The organism is Enterococcus sp. FDAARGOS_553 (genome assembly GCF_003812305.1).
GTDB classification, from domain to species: domain Bacteria; phylum Bacillota; class Bacilli; order Lactobacillales; family Enterococcaceae; genus Enterococcus_D; species Enterococcus_D gallinarum.
Window position 1 is genome coordinate 2979437 of the sequence record NZ_CP033740.1, and the last position, 14853, is coordinate 2994289.

Here is a 14853-nt window from a genome sequence, read left to right on the forward strand (position 1 = left end):
CTAATTTTATCCTATTTTTAGACAGAAAGAAAGAGAGCCGGCATGTAAAATACCAGCTCTGCAAAATCAGTAAGTTTTTGGATGATGAAAGGTTTCATGTGCTTCAGCAACGATCTGAGGGACAGAGATTTCGGCTTTCCTTGTGCCATCACCATTCTGCACTTTCTGTAGATGAACCAAAAATTCAATGTTGCCTTCACCGCCCGTGATCGGTGAAAAACTAAGATCAAGAATATTAAAGCCATTCGATTGGGCAAAGTCCAAGATTTCTTCGAGAACCCTTTGATGGACTGCAGGATCACGAACAATGCCGTTTTTTCCGACAGATGCTTTCCCTGCTTCGAATTGGGGCTTGATCAGCGCTATGACTTCTCCTTGGTCTACGAGAATTTCATGTAACGGCGGCAAGATCAACTTCAAAGAGATAAATGACACATCGATGGTTGCTCTTTCTGGTAATCCTTCTAAAAAATCAGTAGGTTTGGCATAACGAAAATTCACACGTTCCATCACGACTACTCGCGGATCTTGACGTAGTTTCCACGCCAACTGATTGTAGCCAACGTCTAAGGCATAACTCATTTTTGCCCCATTCTGCAGAGCTGCATCAGTAAAGCCGCCGGTAGACGCACCAATATCCAGCAGAATTTGGTCTTTCACCTCAAAGTCAAAAATTTTCAAAGCTTTTTCAAGTTTTAAGCCACCACGGGAGACATAAGGTAGCTTTTTGCCTTTGATTTGCAACTGTGTCTCCCCGCTGATTTTTTCACCTGGTTTGTCTAAACGTTCATTTTTCTCTGTGTAAACTAATCCAGCCATGACACCGCGCTTCGCTTGTTCTCTGGTTTCAAAAAGTCCTTGTTGGACCGCTAAAACATCTACTCGTTCTTTTTTCATTACTTTCCTCTAATCTCGAATTGTTTGACAACGGATGTGATCAATCGTTGATCGAAATGTCCATAACTGCTCAGTTCATCTAACACAGCATACGCTTGATTCAATTCATCCTTCAACGCTTCACTAGCGCCATCAAGTCCTAGCAAAGCCGGATAAGTACTTTTAGCTAGTGCATCATCTCGATGGACAATCTTGCCCAATACTTCTGTTGTACTGGTGACATCTAAAAGATCATCGCGGATTTGGAAGGCTAAGCCCATATGACGAGCAAATTGATCGAGCAGCTGGATAACTTCTTCTGTCTGATCCGCTAAAATACCACCTGCAATCACTGCAAAACGAATCAGTTCACCTGTTTTGCGTTCGTGAATGCTGATCAGCTCATCAAGTGTGAGTTGCTGATTTTCCCCTTGGATATCTGCTGCCTGTCCAGCCACCATTCCCGCTGTGCCTGCCGTATGACTAAGCTGCTGCAAAAGCAAAATTTTCTTATCTGGTTCAAGATCAGCTAACGATAACAACTGAAACGCAGCAGTCAATAGACCGTCCCCAGCAAGGATTGCTAGTGCTTCTCCATAGACTTTATGGTTTGTTGGTTTGCCTCGTCGCAAGGCGTCATCGTCCATCGCCGGCAAATCATCATGAATCAGTGAATAGGTATGAATCATCTCTAGGGCTGCTGCAGTCTGGTATACTCCCAAAGTCATTGACTTATGGAAAGAAGCAACGGTCGCTGTCAACAGCAGTGGACGAATTCGTTTACCGCCAGCATGAATGGAGTAGAGCATACTATCTTTCAACGTTTGATCACTTGTATGCTCTTCTAGAAATCGAACAATCACAGCTTCGATCTCCGAAAGATATTTTTCTTGAAATTGTTGCATGTTATCCATTAGTCTTCCTCATCAAAAAGAACTTCTTCATTGTTTTCAGTCATCATTTTTGTTAATGATTTTTCTGCTTTAGCCAATGTATCTTTGCACTGTTTGCTTAATACCATTCCCTTTTGAAAAGCGTCAAGAGCTTCTTCTAATGGTACATCGCCTTGTTCCAGCCGAGTAACGATTTGTTCTAATTCTTGTAATGATTCTTCAAATGTTGGATTTGCCATGATCTTCTCCTTCTGTTGCAATAACTTTAACAAGCGCTTGACCATCTTGATAATGGACGTTCAACTCATCACCAGCTTCAATATCTGCGATGGTTTTAACGACTTGCTCGTCTTTCGTCGTAAAACTGTAGCCTCGTCCCATGATTTTTAGAGGGCTCAAAAGATCTAACGATTGGAGAGCACTTAAAAATCGCTGTTCTTTTTTTTCAACGCTAAGTTGAATGGCTTTTTCTAGTCGTTGCGTTAAATAAGTAACTTCTTGTCCTGCAGCTGATAGCCGTGCCTTAGGTAGCTGTTGTTCCAAACGATGAATCAACTGACTGGCCACCTTCTCTTTATCATAGAGCTGTGTTTGCAACGATTGATTCATTCGTTGCTGCAACTGATCCAGCTTAATCGCTTGGGCCTCATATAAGCGCTCTGGTTGACGAAAAATATAAGAACCTACTGCCCGTTGGAAACGTTCTTGTTTCCGCTGGATTTGATACATAAATGCTTGTTCAAGCCTTGTTTGCTTCTCTTCGATCCGTAAAATTTCTTCTGAAAGAACTGGCACTGCTAATTCAGCAGCAGCAGTTGGTGTGGCTGCTCGTACATCAGCCACTAAATCAGCGATGGTGGTATCTGTCTCATGTCCCACAGAAGAAATGACTGGTGTCTCGGCAGCGAATATGGCACGTGCAACGCGTTCTTCATTAAATGGCCAGAGATCTTCGATAGAACCTCCGCCGCGGCCAATAATCATTGTATCGAAGGTGCCATCTGCTTCTACTCGTTGGATATTTTTTACTACATCATCTGCTGCCTTGTCTCCTTGGACTACGGTTGGAAGCAAGACGATTTCGGCAATCGGATAGCGCCGCTGCGCAGTGGTGATAATATCCCGAATCACTGCGCCACTGGGGCTTGTAAGTACCGCGATTCGTTTTGGAAATCGTGGAAGGATTTTTTTGGGAGCTGAAAATAGCCCTTCTTCTGCTAATTTTTTCTTAAGTTGTTCGTAGGCTTGATACAACGCCCCCACTCCGTCAGGTTCCATGTGTTCAATGTACATCTGATAATTTCCGCTGGCCTCATAGAGTGAAATGCGGCCAACAGCCAACACTTTCATTCCTTCTTCCGGCTGAAATCGCAGCTTGTCAAAAGCTCCCTTGAACATGACTGTCGAAATTTTTGCGCCATCGTCTTTTAAGCTAAAATATTGATGGTTTGGCCGTCTGCGAAAATTGGAGATTTCTCCAGTCAAATAGACCCGTTCCAAGTAAGGATCAGCATCAAACTTGCGTTTCAAGTATTTGGTCAATGCGGTCACAGTTAAATATTGTTGTGCCATGTTATCTCTTTACAGTCTCCTTTGCCGCTGCTAAGGTTTGTGCCATCAGCATCGTGATCGTCATTGGTCCGACGCCTCGTGGAACTGGCGTGATATAGCTTGCGATAGGTTCAACTTCAGCAAATTTCACATCCCCAATCAATTTTCCTGCCTCATCACGATTCATTCCTACATCAATAACGACTGCTCCTTCTTTCACAAATTCTTTAGTTACAAAATGACCGCGTCCAATCGCAACCACTAAGATATCGGCTTGTCTAGCCAATGCTGGTAAATTCTGTGTTTTTGAATGTGCGATCGTGACGGTAGCATTTTTACCGAGAAGCAAATGTGCCATCGGTTTGCCTACGATATTGCTTCGGCCGATCACTAATGCATTTTTACCTTCAAGTGGAATATCATACGCTTCAAACATTTTCATAATACCGTAAGGGGTGCAAGGGATTCGATCGGGAACACCAGCAAACAATTTACCAAGGTTGATAGGATGGAAACCATCGACATCTTTTTCAGGTCGGATAGCTAGCAACACTTTCTCTTCATCGATTTGTTTTGGCAGTGGCAGCTGGACTAAGATACCATGAAAGTCTGGGTCCTGATTGTACTTGTCGATTTCACTAAGTAGTTCTTCTTCAGTTATCGACTCGGGATAATGTTCAACTTTAGATCGTATGCCGATTCTTGCCGCAGCCAGTTCTTTGTTTCGCACATACGTTTGACTTGCTTTATCTTCCCCTACCAGTAGAACAACTAAGCCGGGAACAATTCCTTGTTCTTTTAAAAGGGCGGTTTCTGCAGTAAGATCTGCTTGCATTTTTTCTGCTAATTCTTTTCCATTAATCAAAATACCCATCTTGACAACTCCTCTGACTTTTTTCTATTCTAGCATAGTTCGCTTTGAAGAAAAATGATTTCTGGTAGGAAAATCATCGTTTCCCATCTCTAGTATCATAGCATTTTCTCATTGCAACTGCTTAACCAAAGACTCACACAGAACAATAAAGGCAGCCTCTTTTGCAAAAGGACTGCCTAGTTTTCACTATTTATTTGTAGAAACCTAATCAATTCAAAACCCGCAGTTTTGATATAATGAGTCTGATTGATCAGCTATTCTTCACTCATTTTTCACAAGGTTTCTGAGAGTCATCGGTGCCGCAAAAGTGTGATAGTTTAATCCTGAGATTGAAGGATTTTGTAACACTGAGTTTTGATTTTGGCTGATAACGATCATACCGGCAGTTGTTTCCATCAGTTCTTTTTCGGCTGCAATCATCGTTTCCCATCGCTTGTTCTCATCAAGAGCATAGGTAGTGCTGGCATCATCCAATAAGCGGTCATAAAAAGGATTCGAGTAATGGCGATTGTTTCCGCTATACATCATCTTAAGTGTAGAATAAGGATCTTGGTAATCGGGAGTCCAATAAATTAGGAACAAATCATAGTCGCTTTCACTAGCAAGATTCAACGCTGTTTCGGCTGGCAGCGAGCGCATATTGACCTTCAAACCAGTAAAGAGGTCCTCCAAACTCCATTGGATACTCTCACCCATTTTTTTGTAGGAACCATCATCAGTCGTTAACAGATCAAGCTCGATTTCATCGCCTAATTCTGCTTTTGCCTGTTCCCAATAGGCTAGCGCTTTTTCTTTATCATAGGCCATCAAATCACCGGCTTCCTCACGAAAGTCCACGCCAGTATCAGGATTAGCGACAAAGCCTTCTGTGATCGCGCCATTCAAGGGTTTGGATCCATCTGCCATAATATTATTGACAAGATTCTCTTTATCAATGGCCAATGCGAGAGCTTTTCGTAAATTTTCATTTTGTAAAGGTGTCGGTTGTCCCTTTCTTTCTTGATTTAACCGGATATAATTCATCGTTGCCGAAGGATAAGAGGCAAATTGGTCACTTGACTGCATTTGTTTGGCGATCTCTCCACTGATGATTGCGACATCCAACTGTCCATCTTCATAAAGATTTAGCGCGGTTGCAGATTCTTTTACCACATCATAATGGATCTCTTCTGCCAGAATAGCTTCTTGATCCCAATAAGATTCATTCTTGGCTAAATCCCAATTCATCTCAGTTTGCTGCCAGTTTTTTACAACAAATGGTCCATTATAAACAATTTTGTCGCTGGCTGTCCCATATTCCTGTCCAAATTTTTCGACAACCGATTGATTTTGAGGAAAGAAAATCGGAAAAACCATCAAGGAAGTAAAATACGGAGCTGGTTGTGTAAGACGGACTTCTAATGTATAGTCATCCTTTGCTTCAACACCTAGCGTATCCGCCGACTGATCACCACGGGCAATTTCTTCCGCATTTTCGATCAATCCATTCATCAAGAAACTATACTGAAATGCATTTTCAGGATCAATCATCCGTTTCCAAGCATATTCAAAGTCATTCGCTGTCACCGGATCCCCATTGCTCCATTGTGCATTTTCGCGTAACCTAAAGCGATAAGTTTTGCCGTCAGACGAAATTTCCGGTAAATCAACTGCTACACCCGGCTGCACTTCATCCTTTTCATCCAATAGATATAAGCCTTCAAAAGTGGCTGTTTGAATAATTGCATCTGGGAAGTCCAACATGGCAGCCGGATCCAATGAAGTTAGCTCTGTCATAGACATTAGTCGAATCACTTGAGAGGCTGAATCTTCTTTCTGCTTTGTTGTTGTACCTGCTGTACATCCAGTCAAAAATATCATTGCTACTATCAACCCCAACAATCTGTTAAATCCTTTTCTCATTCTTTTCCTCCTTTTTTATCGTTCCACCAAAAACCACACAACCTCAGCCGTTTCTGTGCCATCATTGTAGTTGATATGCCCTTCTCCGGCTTCGATCCATTGACAGTCTCCCGGATTTCCAGTGAGATCTGTTCCGTCTTCTAAAACTGTATGAGCGCTTCCTTTGATCACATAGGAAAATTCATCTTGTGTGTGACGTGCAAATCCCTCTAATGGTCTTTTCTCACCTGGAGCTAACCGAACCACTCCCATTTGAACCTTTCCGTTGGTTTGATTCAATGAATCAAATATCGTTTCAAATTCTTTCCCATTATCCGCTGAAATAATTTTCATTTTTTCTGACTCCTTTCAATTATTACTTTCAATTAAATCGTCAGAATATTCTAAAGTCAATACTTTTATTCAAAATATCGCTTTTATTTTTATTTTTCAGCTGTTTTTTTGAAAAAATTACTTTTATTAACACTTCTCTCTGTAGAAAGATCCAGTTTTTCACCTCAACCAACTTAATAACAACTATGGCATTGTATCGCAAATAACCAAAAAACAGCCTCAGCTTTTAGCTGAGGCTGTTTTGATTAACTAGTCATTCTTACTTTCAATTTCACTGTTCACATTAGACAAAATACCATTCACAAATTTTCTTGATTGGTCATCACTGAATGTTTTGGCTAATTCAATGGCTTCATTTAACGCGACTCGATTAGGAACATTGTCAACATACACCATTTCATATAATGCAATTCGTAAAATCGTTACATCCATTTTTGATAATCGTTGGATCTTCCAACCGGATTTTAAATGGGACTGGATCACTTCATCCAACGCTTCTTTGTACTGACATACCCCTGCTACAAGTTGATCCAAATACGCTGGAACGAAGTGTTCCTGTTCTTCATCAATCAGCTCATGGTGTTCCAACTCAATTGCATGCATGATCGCATCTTGTTTCGTTAAATCTTTATTAAAATCTAAAGGAAATAAGGCTTGCAGAGCCATTTTCCGAATCTCGTGACGTGATAATTCTTTACTCATTTTCTTCCTCGTCGTTTCCGAATAATTCTTCAATATCAGGTTGCTCAATCTTTTCTGGTACTACAGCTACCACATGTACATTGACTTCCGCTAAGTGAACATCTGTCATGAACAATACTTGCTGTTTCACTCGATCTTGAATTTCCATTGCTACTTTAGGCACAGAAACGCCATAGCTTAGATAGCAATAAAGATCAACCTTGATCCCAGTTTCATCGATTGTCAAGTAGACCCCTTTGCCATGCGCGGAGCGTCCAAGCAATTCAGTCACACTATTGGCTAATGTCCCCCGCATCCCATAGACACCTTCCACTTTAGATGCTGCGATACCAATAATGATCTCGATGACTTCTGGTGCGATCACAATTTCGCCTAATTCAGGACTTGCGTCTAAGACTAGATTTTTATCTTCATTCATAAGTTTTGCCTCCATTCTAAACTTCCACACATTGTTATCTATCCCTTCACGATATGTTTCGTCTCAATAAGTCATGACTTGGATAGACAGTTTCATTTGTATAGAGGTTTCTTCTCGCCCTAAGTTTATCATTTTCTGCACTGAGAATCTATAATAACCCACTATTCTCAATGAATTTTCTGAAATAAACGAGGATGTTGATTTACAAGATGATCAATTCTTTAGGAGAATGCGTCAAAACTTGATTACCAGTTTCTGTGATCAACAAATCATCTTCGATTCGAACGCCGCCGATACCTGGAAGATAAATTCCCGGTTCGTCTGTAATGACGTTGCCCGTAACAAATGCTTTGTCTGCTCGGAAAGAGACGTTTGGTCCTTCATGGATCTCTAGACCGATTCCGTGACCCGTTGAATGTCCGAAAGCTTCTCCATAGCCGAATGAAGCAATATGATCACGTGCGATTGCATCTAATTCAATTCCTGTCATGCCCGGTTTGGCTGCAGCTAAAACTTTTTCTTGAGCTTCAAGGACGATTCGATAAATTTCTTTTAATTTGTCTCCGGGATCACCTACGGCGAACGTCCGAGTCATATCAGAAACATATCCTTGATAGTAGCAACCAAAATCCAGAGTGATCAAATCTCCTTGTTCAATTACTTTTTCACTAGCTACCCCATGGGGCATAGCTGAACGTAATCCACTGGCAACGATTGTATCAAAAGAAACGCTTGTAGCGCCCAAAGAACGCATGAAAAAGTCAAGTTGATTGGCTACTTCTATTTCTGACATTCCGGGACGGATCATTTTCAAAATATGTTCAAATCCTTGATCCGCAATATGGCAAGCTTGTTGGATCAACGCGATTTCTGACTCATCTTTGACTTCCCGCAATGCTTCGATCATACCTGAAACAGGAGCCAATGAAGATTCTTCAATAATCTCCTCCAAGACCGAATAATCAGAAAAGCTGACGTAACTTTCTTCGAAAGCCAAAACATTGATCTCTTCTTTTTCGCAAATAGCCGCAACTTCTTCAAAAATCGGTCCGCTATTTTTTACGATTTCAAATCCTTGTGCTTGAGCAGCCGCTTGCTCTGTATAACGAAAATCAGTAACGAAAAAAGCTTTTTCCAATGTAATGACAGCTAAACCAGTCGTGCCGGTAAAATTAGTCAAATAACGCAAATTGTATGGGCTCGTGATCAAAAAACCATCAACGGCATCTTTTCTCATTGCTTCTCTTAATTTTTCAACTCTTAACATTCTTTCTCCCCACTTTCTTGTTCTGTATTATTATAGCAAACTTCCCAGAAAAGCGAAAAGAATGAAAAAAATTTATACAAAAAAAGACAGATTGCTTTTAGACATTCTTTAATCCTCGTTAATCTGGTCTATCAAAGAAAACAAATTCGTCTCCATCACACGCGCCGTTAAAATGTTTTCACCGCTTTCAAGAAGGGTAATCAGTGCATCTACGGACATGCGTGCTGAAATTCCATAGGTTTGTACACCGTTTTTTTGAATGTAGGTCAACGCTGTTTCAATTTGTTCAACAGATAGAATATCACGCGCGTCATTCGATTCCAAGGCTAAAAAGTCTTTCTGGGTTAGTAAGTATTTCAACATCGATTCAAAATGCGCAGCGGATTGTTCTGTTTCTGAATAGTCTGATTGTTGTTTGCTAGTTGCTTCTGATAAATCCAGAAAAGGAAAGTCTTTTAAAAAACTCTCTTCAAGTGTCTTTTCTTCTGGGACTACACGAGAAAAACTATTGGAAAACCCAAGCGGCTGAAAATCTTGATTTCCAGTTGCCCCCCCTGTTCGAACAGCTGTCCAGAGAATTTCTCCTTTGGGTATTTGATACATCTGCCAGTCTCTCAATTCTTCCAAAGATAAGTCTTTCTCAAAAATTAATGTGGTGATCAATGAAGTGCTTTTGGGCAATTTTTTTAAATTGTTCAAAAGGTTCTGCTTCATTGTCTGATTCTCAGAGAATTCAAGACTCGATGAATCTCTCATACGTGATTCAAAAAGAAAATCTTTTTTTTGCGAATTAGAGAGATAATTCTTCAGCAAGTGATTTTTATCGATCGTTACTGTCTGAATCGTAGAATGATTCTGATCGAGATTTTGATAAACTTCTGTCACCTCATAACTGCCAAAACCTAATGAACGTATTTCATACTTCGATAGAAAATGATTTTGCGTCGTTAACTCGTTATTGATTTGACGATTCATGATGTAACTATCTTGATTTACTTGTAGACTACTTTGCCGAGGATCATAGAAAAAGAGGTCAACAAATTTTGGCATTACAAGTAAAACTGCAATTGTCAGTACAACAGCTGCAAAAAGAAAGAAAATCCCTCGTTTGTAACGTTGTTGTTTGATTTTCCTTTGCAATTGTTCAAAGTGAAATGGTTCATTCATTTGTTAATTCCTCCTTAAGTAATTGTCTTCCTCGATACAAACGATTCTTCGCTTGCGTGTAGCTCCATTCTTTATACGTTGCAATTTCCTCAATTCGCCACTCCAAAAAATAGTATAGTAAAATCACTTCTCGCGTATCTTTAGGTAATTTCTCAATACTGCGATACAATGCTCTTTTTCTCTCTTGTCCTATTATTTCTTCCAATGGGGTAGACAACTGTTGGCTTTCTGCTTGAAAAACGTGTGAAGGAAACTTTCGCCATCGATGTGCCACCGTTTGTTTACGCGTCCAGTCAATGAAGCGATTTTTGATTATTTTTAGTAAAAAATAGTTGATTTGCTTTTCGTTTAGCTCATCGAGAGATTCCGCTATGACGAGAAATGCCTCACTGACTAAATCTTGGGCCTGCTCTTTATTTTTTGTAAAATAAAACGCATACAAATAACAGTCTTGCGAGTAATCTTTATATATTTTTGCTAACAGTTCATCTCCCAACTCAGTCACCCCTCCATACCTACTATACGAACTCACAGAGAAAAAGTCACAAAAAAAAAGCCATTCATTAAAAAATGAATGGCTGTAAGTTATTTTCTACGTCCCAAGAAGAACGAAACAACAGCGACAAAAATGACCGCTCCGATAATGGCAGGAACAATTGCCATTCCAGCAATCTGTGGTCCCCATGTTCCAAATAGTGCTTGACCAATCGATGCCCCAACTAGCCCGGCTACGATATCAAAGATACAACCGCGTTTCTCACCAGCGATTGCGCCTCCGATTGATCCGATGACCGCACCTACGATCAATGTCCATAAAAAATGCATAATACCCCTCCTAAACTTTCTAATAAAAGGGTACCACATCAATTATGGTTTGAACAAGAATATGCCTGCATGTTATTTTCTGCGAGTGAACGCCCGCTTTAGCACATCGAAAAAGCCAAGAGAATGAACCATATGATCCGGATCAACATAGACGCGAATCGCCCGCAAAACTTTCTTGGGCTCTTTCGAAGAAAAAGTATAGGTGCCATTTTTTTTCGTCCGAATAGCGTACCTTGGGATCCAACGACCTTTGAACATGACAGAGGCAATCACGTAATCTACATCTTCCCAAGGAATCTGGATAAACTTCCGCTGGTCACGGTCGTTGTAAAATTCAAAAGCCTTGTCGCCGATCATAATTTTGCCATATTCGTTGATACCCAAAAATGAGGTCGCATCGATCGTCAAATCAACTTTGGTGTTCAGGGATTGTACCATAATTTGTTTGCTCCATTTCTACGTCTTATTGTTTCTTATTATACTTGTTCTGATGATTTTTGGCGAATAGATAAAAAGTGCTTGGGTTTCCCCAAGCACTTTTAGTTGAAAGATTAGAACAATCCGATCAAGTGTCCACCGATACCGACTAAGAACAAACCGATAATGATGATGATTGGAGAAACTTTTTTCTTCAATAACCACATACATAACAGAGTAAGTAATAGTGCAGCCAACCCAGGAATCAATTGATCCAAGTTGTTTTGCAAGGTTGTTACTTTCGTATCTGTTAATGCACGGCCTTCAGCGACTTGTTGGAATGCTTGTTGTAACCCTTCTGGACCTGATGGCAATTTTGCCCAATCCACATATGCTCCTTCATCAAGAGGGACACGAGATACAACTGGTGCAAATGAAATTGATACCCAACGTTGAACAAGCGATCCTAATACGAACATCCCTAGGATTGAAGCACCTTTTGTTACGTCTTGCAGCAAACCACCTGAAAGGTCATCTGTGATTTTTGATCCGGCACGGTAGCCAAATTCTTGTGTATACCACATAAATGCCCAACGAATGATATTCCAAGCCAAGAAGAAGATGATTGGGCCTAAGATGTTTCCTCCTAACGCTAGAGAAGCACCTAGAGCTCCTAACATCGGACGAACAGTAAACCAGAATACAGGGTCACCGACACCAGCCAAAGGACCCATCATACCAACTTTTACCCCTTGGATCGCTACATCATCGACAGCGGCTCCATTGGCACGTTCTTCTTCCAATGCTAAAGTTACCCCTAGAATTGGTGAAGCAATATATGGGTGAGTGTTAAAGAATTCCAAATGACGCTTCAAAGCAGCGGCACGGTCTTCTTTTGTTTTGTATAATTTTTTGATTGCTGGAATCATTGAGAATGCCCAACCACCATTTTGCATACGTTCATAGTTCCATGAACCTTGAATGAAGGTAGAGCGCCATGCTACGGCTAAACGATCTTTTTTACTTAATTGAATTTTTTCTGCCATTTTTTTCTCCTCCTTCGATTCTAATAGTCATTCAAGATATCGCCTAGAGGGTCGCCAGTGTTGCTGCCGCCGCCTCCATTTGATGATCCGCCCATTTTGGTGATGTTCAAGTAAATCAATGCAATAGCTACTGCCAATGCACCGATCGCAATCAATGTCAATTCAGAAATCGCTGCAATCACAAAACCAATGATGAAGAATGGCCATACTTCACGAGTTGCCATCATGTTGATAACCATTGCGTAACCTACGGCAACAACCATACCACCACCGATAGCCATACCATCTGTTAACCAAGCTGGCATAGATTCTAGGAAGTTTTGAACAGTTGCAGCTGGAATTGCTAGCAATGCTGCTGCTGGAATCGCAATACGGATCCCTTGCATACATACGGCAATCACATGCCACATTTCGATTTTGCGGATATTACCTTCTTCAGCAGCTGCATCCATAAAGTGAACGATTGGTACAGCTAATGTACGTACGATCATTGTTAAGAACAAACCAGCTACAGCCAAAGGAATCGCAACGGCAATGGCTGTGTCAACACCGCCACGTCCTTGTCCACCTAAAACTAAAATAATTGCAGATGCAACAGATGCCAATGCAGCATCCGGTGCGACAGCGGCACCAATGTTTGCCCAACCTAACGCGATCATTTGTAATGATCCACCTAAAATAATACATGCTTCTAAGTTACCGGTCACTAGACCGATCAATGTACATGCCACTAGCGGTTGATGGAATTGGAATTCATCCAAGATCCCTTCCATACCAGCTAAAAAGGCAACGACTACTACTAATACCATAGATATAATAGACATGATAGACCTCCTATTTAGTTGTATACTTTTTACTTGTTCGACAATTCGTTTTTCGCTTTACGCAAAATTTCATCCATGTTGTCGCGTGAATCGTTTGGTACTTTACGCACATCAAATTTGATGCCCCGTGATTTTAGTTCTTCGAACGTTTCAACGTCTTCAGTACCCATAGACAATACTTTACTTACAACAACTTTTCCGACTGAGTGAGCCATTGAACCAACGTTGACTTCTTGAATGTCTACGCCGCCTTCTACTACTCGCAATACATCTTCTGGATTTTCAAACAATAGCAATGCTTTCGTATTACCAAAACGAGGGTCTTTTGACACTTCGATCATTTTTTCTACTGGAATAACATTGGCTTTTACTCCTGGAGGAGCTGCTTGTTCGATCAATTTTTTACGCAAGTCGTCTTTTGCAACTGCATCTGATACTACGATGATCCGTGATGGATTCACTGATTTTGTCCATGCTGTAGCTACTTGTCCGTGAAGCAAACGAGAGTCAACACGAGCCAATACAATTTTGATCTTGCCATCGCCCAGTACAGTACCTGGAGGAAGTGATCCTTTAGGTTGATCGTCAGCCACAACTGGAGCAGCAGCTTCTGCCGGTTCAAGTTCTTCTGGTTTCACCTTGACCCCTTCTTTAGCTGTTTCAATGATATGTGCAGCAATCTCATGTGCTGTATTCATTGAAAAACGTGAAGCGTAAGCCTCGATGACCATTGGTAAATTCATACCAGCTACGATTGCCCATTTGTCTTTGTGGTCTTCAAACAAGCTGTTTGCTTGGTTGAAAGGTGTACCGCCCCAAAGATCAACTAAGAATAACACTTCTTCTTGATCGTCGAATGTGGCGATTGCTTCTTGCATTTTTGCTTTGATATCATCTGGGCCTTCACTTGGCATCAATGTTACAGCTTTAACATTTTCTTGTTCGCCGAAAATCATTGAACCAGATTGCAAAATGCCGTTTGCAAATTCTCCATGACTTGCTAGGATAATTCCTACCATCTTTTTACCTCCTATTTCAAAATTGATAAATGTGACACTTAAATGAAAGAAAAAAAGCAACGACGAAAAATCAAGTGTGACTACCCTCTTTTTCCAAAATATCCATCAAATAGATTTTACGATCAGCAGGAACTTTTCGAATCTCGACTTCAATGCCCTGTTTCTGCAAATAAAGCAGTGATTCGAGGTCTTGATCATTGACAGAAACAAAATTAGTGATCATCCGCTTTCCTATCGAAAAGCTCATTCCTCCAATATTGATTGAATGAATCGGTAATCCGCCTTTGACTAGTGTGACAACATCTTGAGGATTGGTAAATAATAACATGACTTTTTGGGTATCAAATAATGCGTTATGTGCAACCTCAAGCATTTTCGCCACTGTGACGACATTGGATTTGATTCCTGGCGGAGCGGCTTCTTTCAAAAGAAATTTGCGAAGCTGATCATTTGCGACTTCGTCACTGACAACGATGATTCGGTTAATACCAGTCATTTTCGACCAGGCTGTTGCTACTTGACCATGAATCAAACGATCATCGATTCGAGCAAGACGTATATCCATTCCCATCGTAAAAACCTCCTACATCCATCGATCCGCTGGCTATTTGTGGATCCCTTACTTTTTTCATTCACCTCCTGTATCCACTTATATAGAAGCAAGAAGCGTGCCAACTTTTATACAATACACTAATCTTTGGAAAGGCTTAAGAATCGGCCTCTTGATGATACACTAAAA

Annotated in this window: 18 protein-coding genes; all 18 read right to left on the bottom strand. The window is 40.8% G+C overall.

The genetic code is table 11. From position 1 onward, the window contains the following. Positions 1-66 precede the first annotated feature (66 nt). The 18 genes from EGX73_RS14705 to EGX73_RS14790 all read right to left on the bottom strand — a co-directional run bounded on the left by EGX73_RS14705 (position 67) and on the right by EGX73_RS14790 (position 14679). Complete coding sequence (locus tag EGX73_RS14705; protein WP_003126211.1) at positions 67-897, bottom strand: TlyA family RNA methyltransferase; 831 nt, start codon at positions 895-897, stop codon at positions 67-69. Beyond that, positions 897-1781, bottom strand: a complete 885-nt coding sequence (locus EGX73_RS14710; protein WP_003126210.1) for a polyprenyl synthetase family protein — start codon at positions 1779-1781, stop codon at positions 897-899. Before EGX73_RS14710 ends, EGX73_RS14705 begins: the two co-directional genes overlap by 1 nt. A gap of 8 nt (positions 1782-1789) precedes the next feature. Next, complete coding sequence (locus tag EGX73_RS14715; RefSeq protein ID WP_003126209.1) at positions 1790-2008, bottom strand: exodeoxyribonuclease VII small subunit; 219 nt, start codon at positions 2006-2008, stop codon at positions 1790-1792. Beyond that, entirely contained in the window at positions 1989-3341 is a 1353-nt protein-coding gene (gene xseA / locus EGX73_RS14720; protein WP_123867037.1) for an exodeoxyribonuclease VII large subunit, read from the bottom strand. Before xseA ends, EGX73_RS14715 begins: the two co-directional genes overlap by 20 nt. A gap of 1 nt (position 3342) precedes the next feature. Further along, positions 3343-4194: a bifunctional methylenetetrahydrofolate dehydrogenase/methenyltetrahydrofolate cyclohydrolase gene (locus tag EGX73_RS14725; protein WP_005471160.1), complete on the bottom strand. Its 852-nt coding sequence runs from the start codon at positions 4192-4194 to the stop codon at positions 3343-3345. A gap of 261 nt (positions 4195-4455) precedes the next feature. After that, positions 4456-6096 carry a peptide ABC transporter substrate-binding protein gene (locus EGX73_RS14730; RefSeq protein ID WP_003126205.1) on the bottom strand — a complete coding sequence of 547 codons (1641 nt, stop codon included), beginning with the start codon at positions 6094-6096 and terminating at the stop codon, positions 4456-4458. A gap of 15 nt (positions 6097-6111) precedes the next feature. Then, entirely contained in the window at positions 6112-6429 is a 318-nt protein-coding gene (locus EGX73_RS14735; protein ID WP_005471157.1) for a cupin domain-containing protein, read from the bottom strand. Positions 6430-6678: 249 nt separating this feature from the next. Then, positions 6679-7131 carry a transcription antitermination factor NusB gene (gene nusB / locus EGX73_RS14740; RefSeq protein WP_003126203.1) on the bottom strand — a complete coding sequence of 151 codons (453 nt, stop codon included), beginning with the start codon at positions 7129-7131 and terminating at the stop codon, positions 6679-6681. Further along, on the bottom strand, positions 7124-7549 hold the full coding sequence (locus EGX73_RS14745; RefSeq protein WP_003126202.1) for an Asp23/Gls24 family envelope stress response protein: 426 nt from the start codon (positions 7547-7549) through the stop codon (positions 7124-7126). The genes nusB and EGX73_RS14745 overlap by 8 nt, the downstream gene beginning before the upstream one ends. Before the next feature lie 202 nt (positions 7550-7751). Then, positions 7752-8816: a Xaa-Pro peptidase family protein gene (locus EGX73_RS14750; protein ID WP_003126201.1), complete on the bottom strand. Its 1065-nt coding sequence runs from the start codon at positions 8814-8816 to the stop codon at positions 7752-7754. A 108-nt stretch (positions 8817-8924) separates the two neighbouring features. Continuing rightward, positions 8925-9983: an anti sigma factor C-terminal domain-containing protein gene (locus EGX73_RS14755; RefSeq protein ID WP_003126200.1), complete on the bottom strand. Its 1059-nt coding sequence runs from the start codon at positions 9981-9983 to the stop codon at positions 8925-8927. Further along, positions 9976-10488 carry an RNA polymerase sigma factor gene (locus tag EGX73_RS14760; protein WP_005471145.1) on the bottom strand — a complete coding sequence of 171 codons (513 nt, stop codon included), beginning with the start codon at positions 10486-10488 and terminating at the stop codon, positions 9976-9978. The genes EGX73_RS14755 and EGX73_RS14760 overlap by 8 nt, the downstream gene beginning before the upstream one ends. Before the next feature lie 80 nt (positions 10489-10568). Next, complete coding sequence (locus EGX73_RS14765; protein WP_005471142.1) at positions 10569-10808, bottom strand: GlsB/YeaQ/YmgE family stress response membrane protein; 240 nt, start codon at positions 10806-10808, stop codon at positions 10569-10571. Between the two features lie 72 nt (positions 10809-10880). Further along, positions 10881-11246, bottom strand: a complete 366-nt coding sequence (locus tag EGX73_RS14770) for a DUF956 family protein (RefSeq protein ID WP_005471141.1) — start codon at positions 11244-11246, stop codon at positions 10881-10883. A gap of 113 nt (positions 11247-11359) precedes the next feature. Beyond that, positions 11360-12271, bottom strand: a complete 912-nt coding sequence (locus tag EGX73_RS14775; protein ID WP_003126195.1) for a PTS system mannose/fructose/sorbose family transporter subunit IID — start codon at positions 12269-12271, stop codon at positions 11360-11362. Between the two features lie 20 nt (positions 12272-12291). Continuing rightward, positions 12292-13095, bottom strand: a complete 804-nt coding sequence (locus tag EGX73_RS14780; RefSeq protein WP_003126194.1) for a PTS mannose/fructose/sorbose transporter subunit IIC — start codon at positions 13093-13095, stop codon at positions 12292-12294. A 29-nt stretch (positions 13096-13124) separates the two neighbouring features. Beyond that, positions 13125-14114 carry a mannose/fructose/sorbose PTS transporter subunit IIB gene (locus EGX73_RS14785; protein ID WP_003126193.1) on the bottom strand — a complete coding sequence of 330 codons (990 nt, stop codon included), beginning with the start codon at positions 14112-14114 and terminating at the stop codon, positions 13125-13127. A 70-nt stretch (positions 14115-14184) separates the two neighbouring features. Next, the gene (locus EGX73_RS14790; RefSeq protein ID WP_029486684.1) at positions 14185-14679 is read right to left on the bottom strand and encodes a mannose/fructose/sorbose PTS transporter subunit IIB; all 495 of its coding nucleotides are present in this window, start codon (positions 14677-14679) and stop codon (positions 14185-14187) included. Positions 14680-14853: the final 174 nt, after the last annotated feature.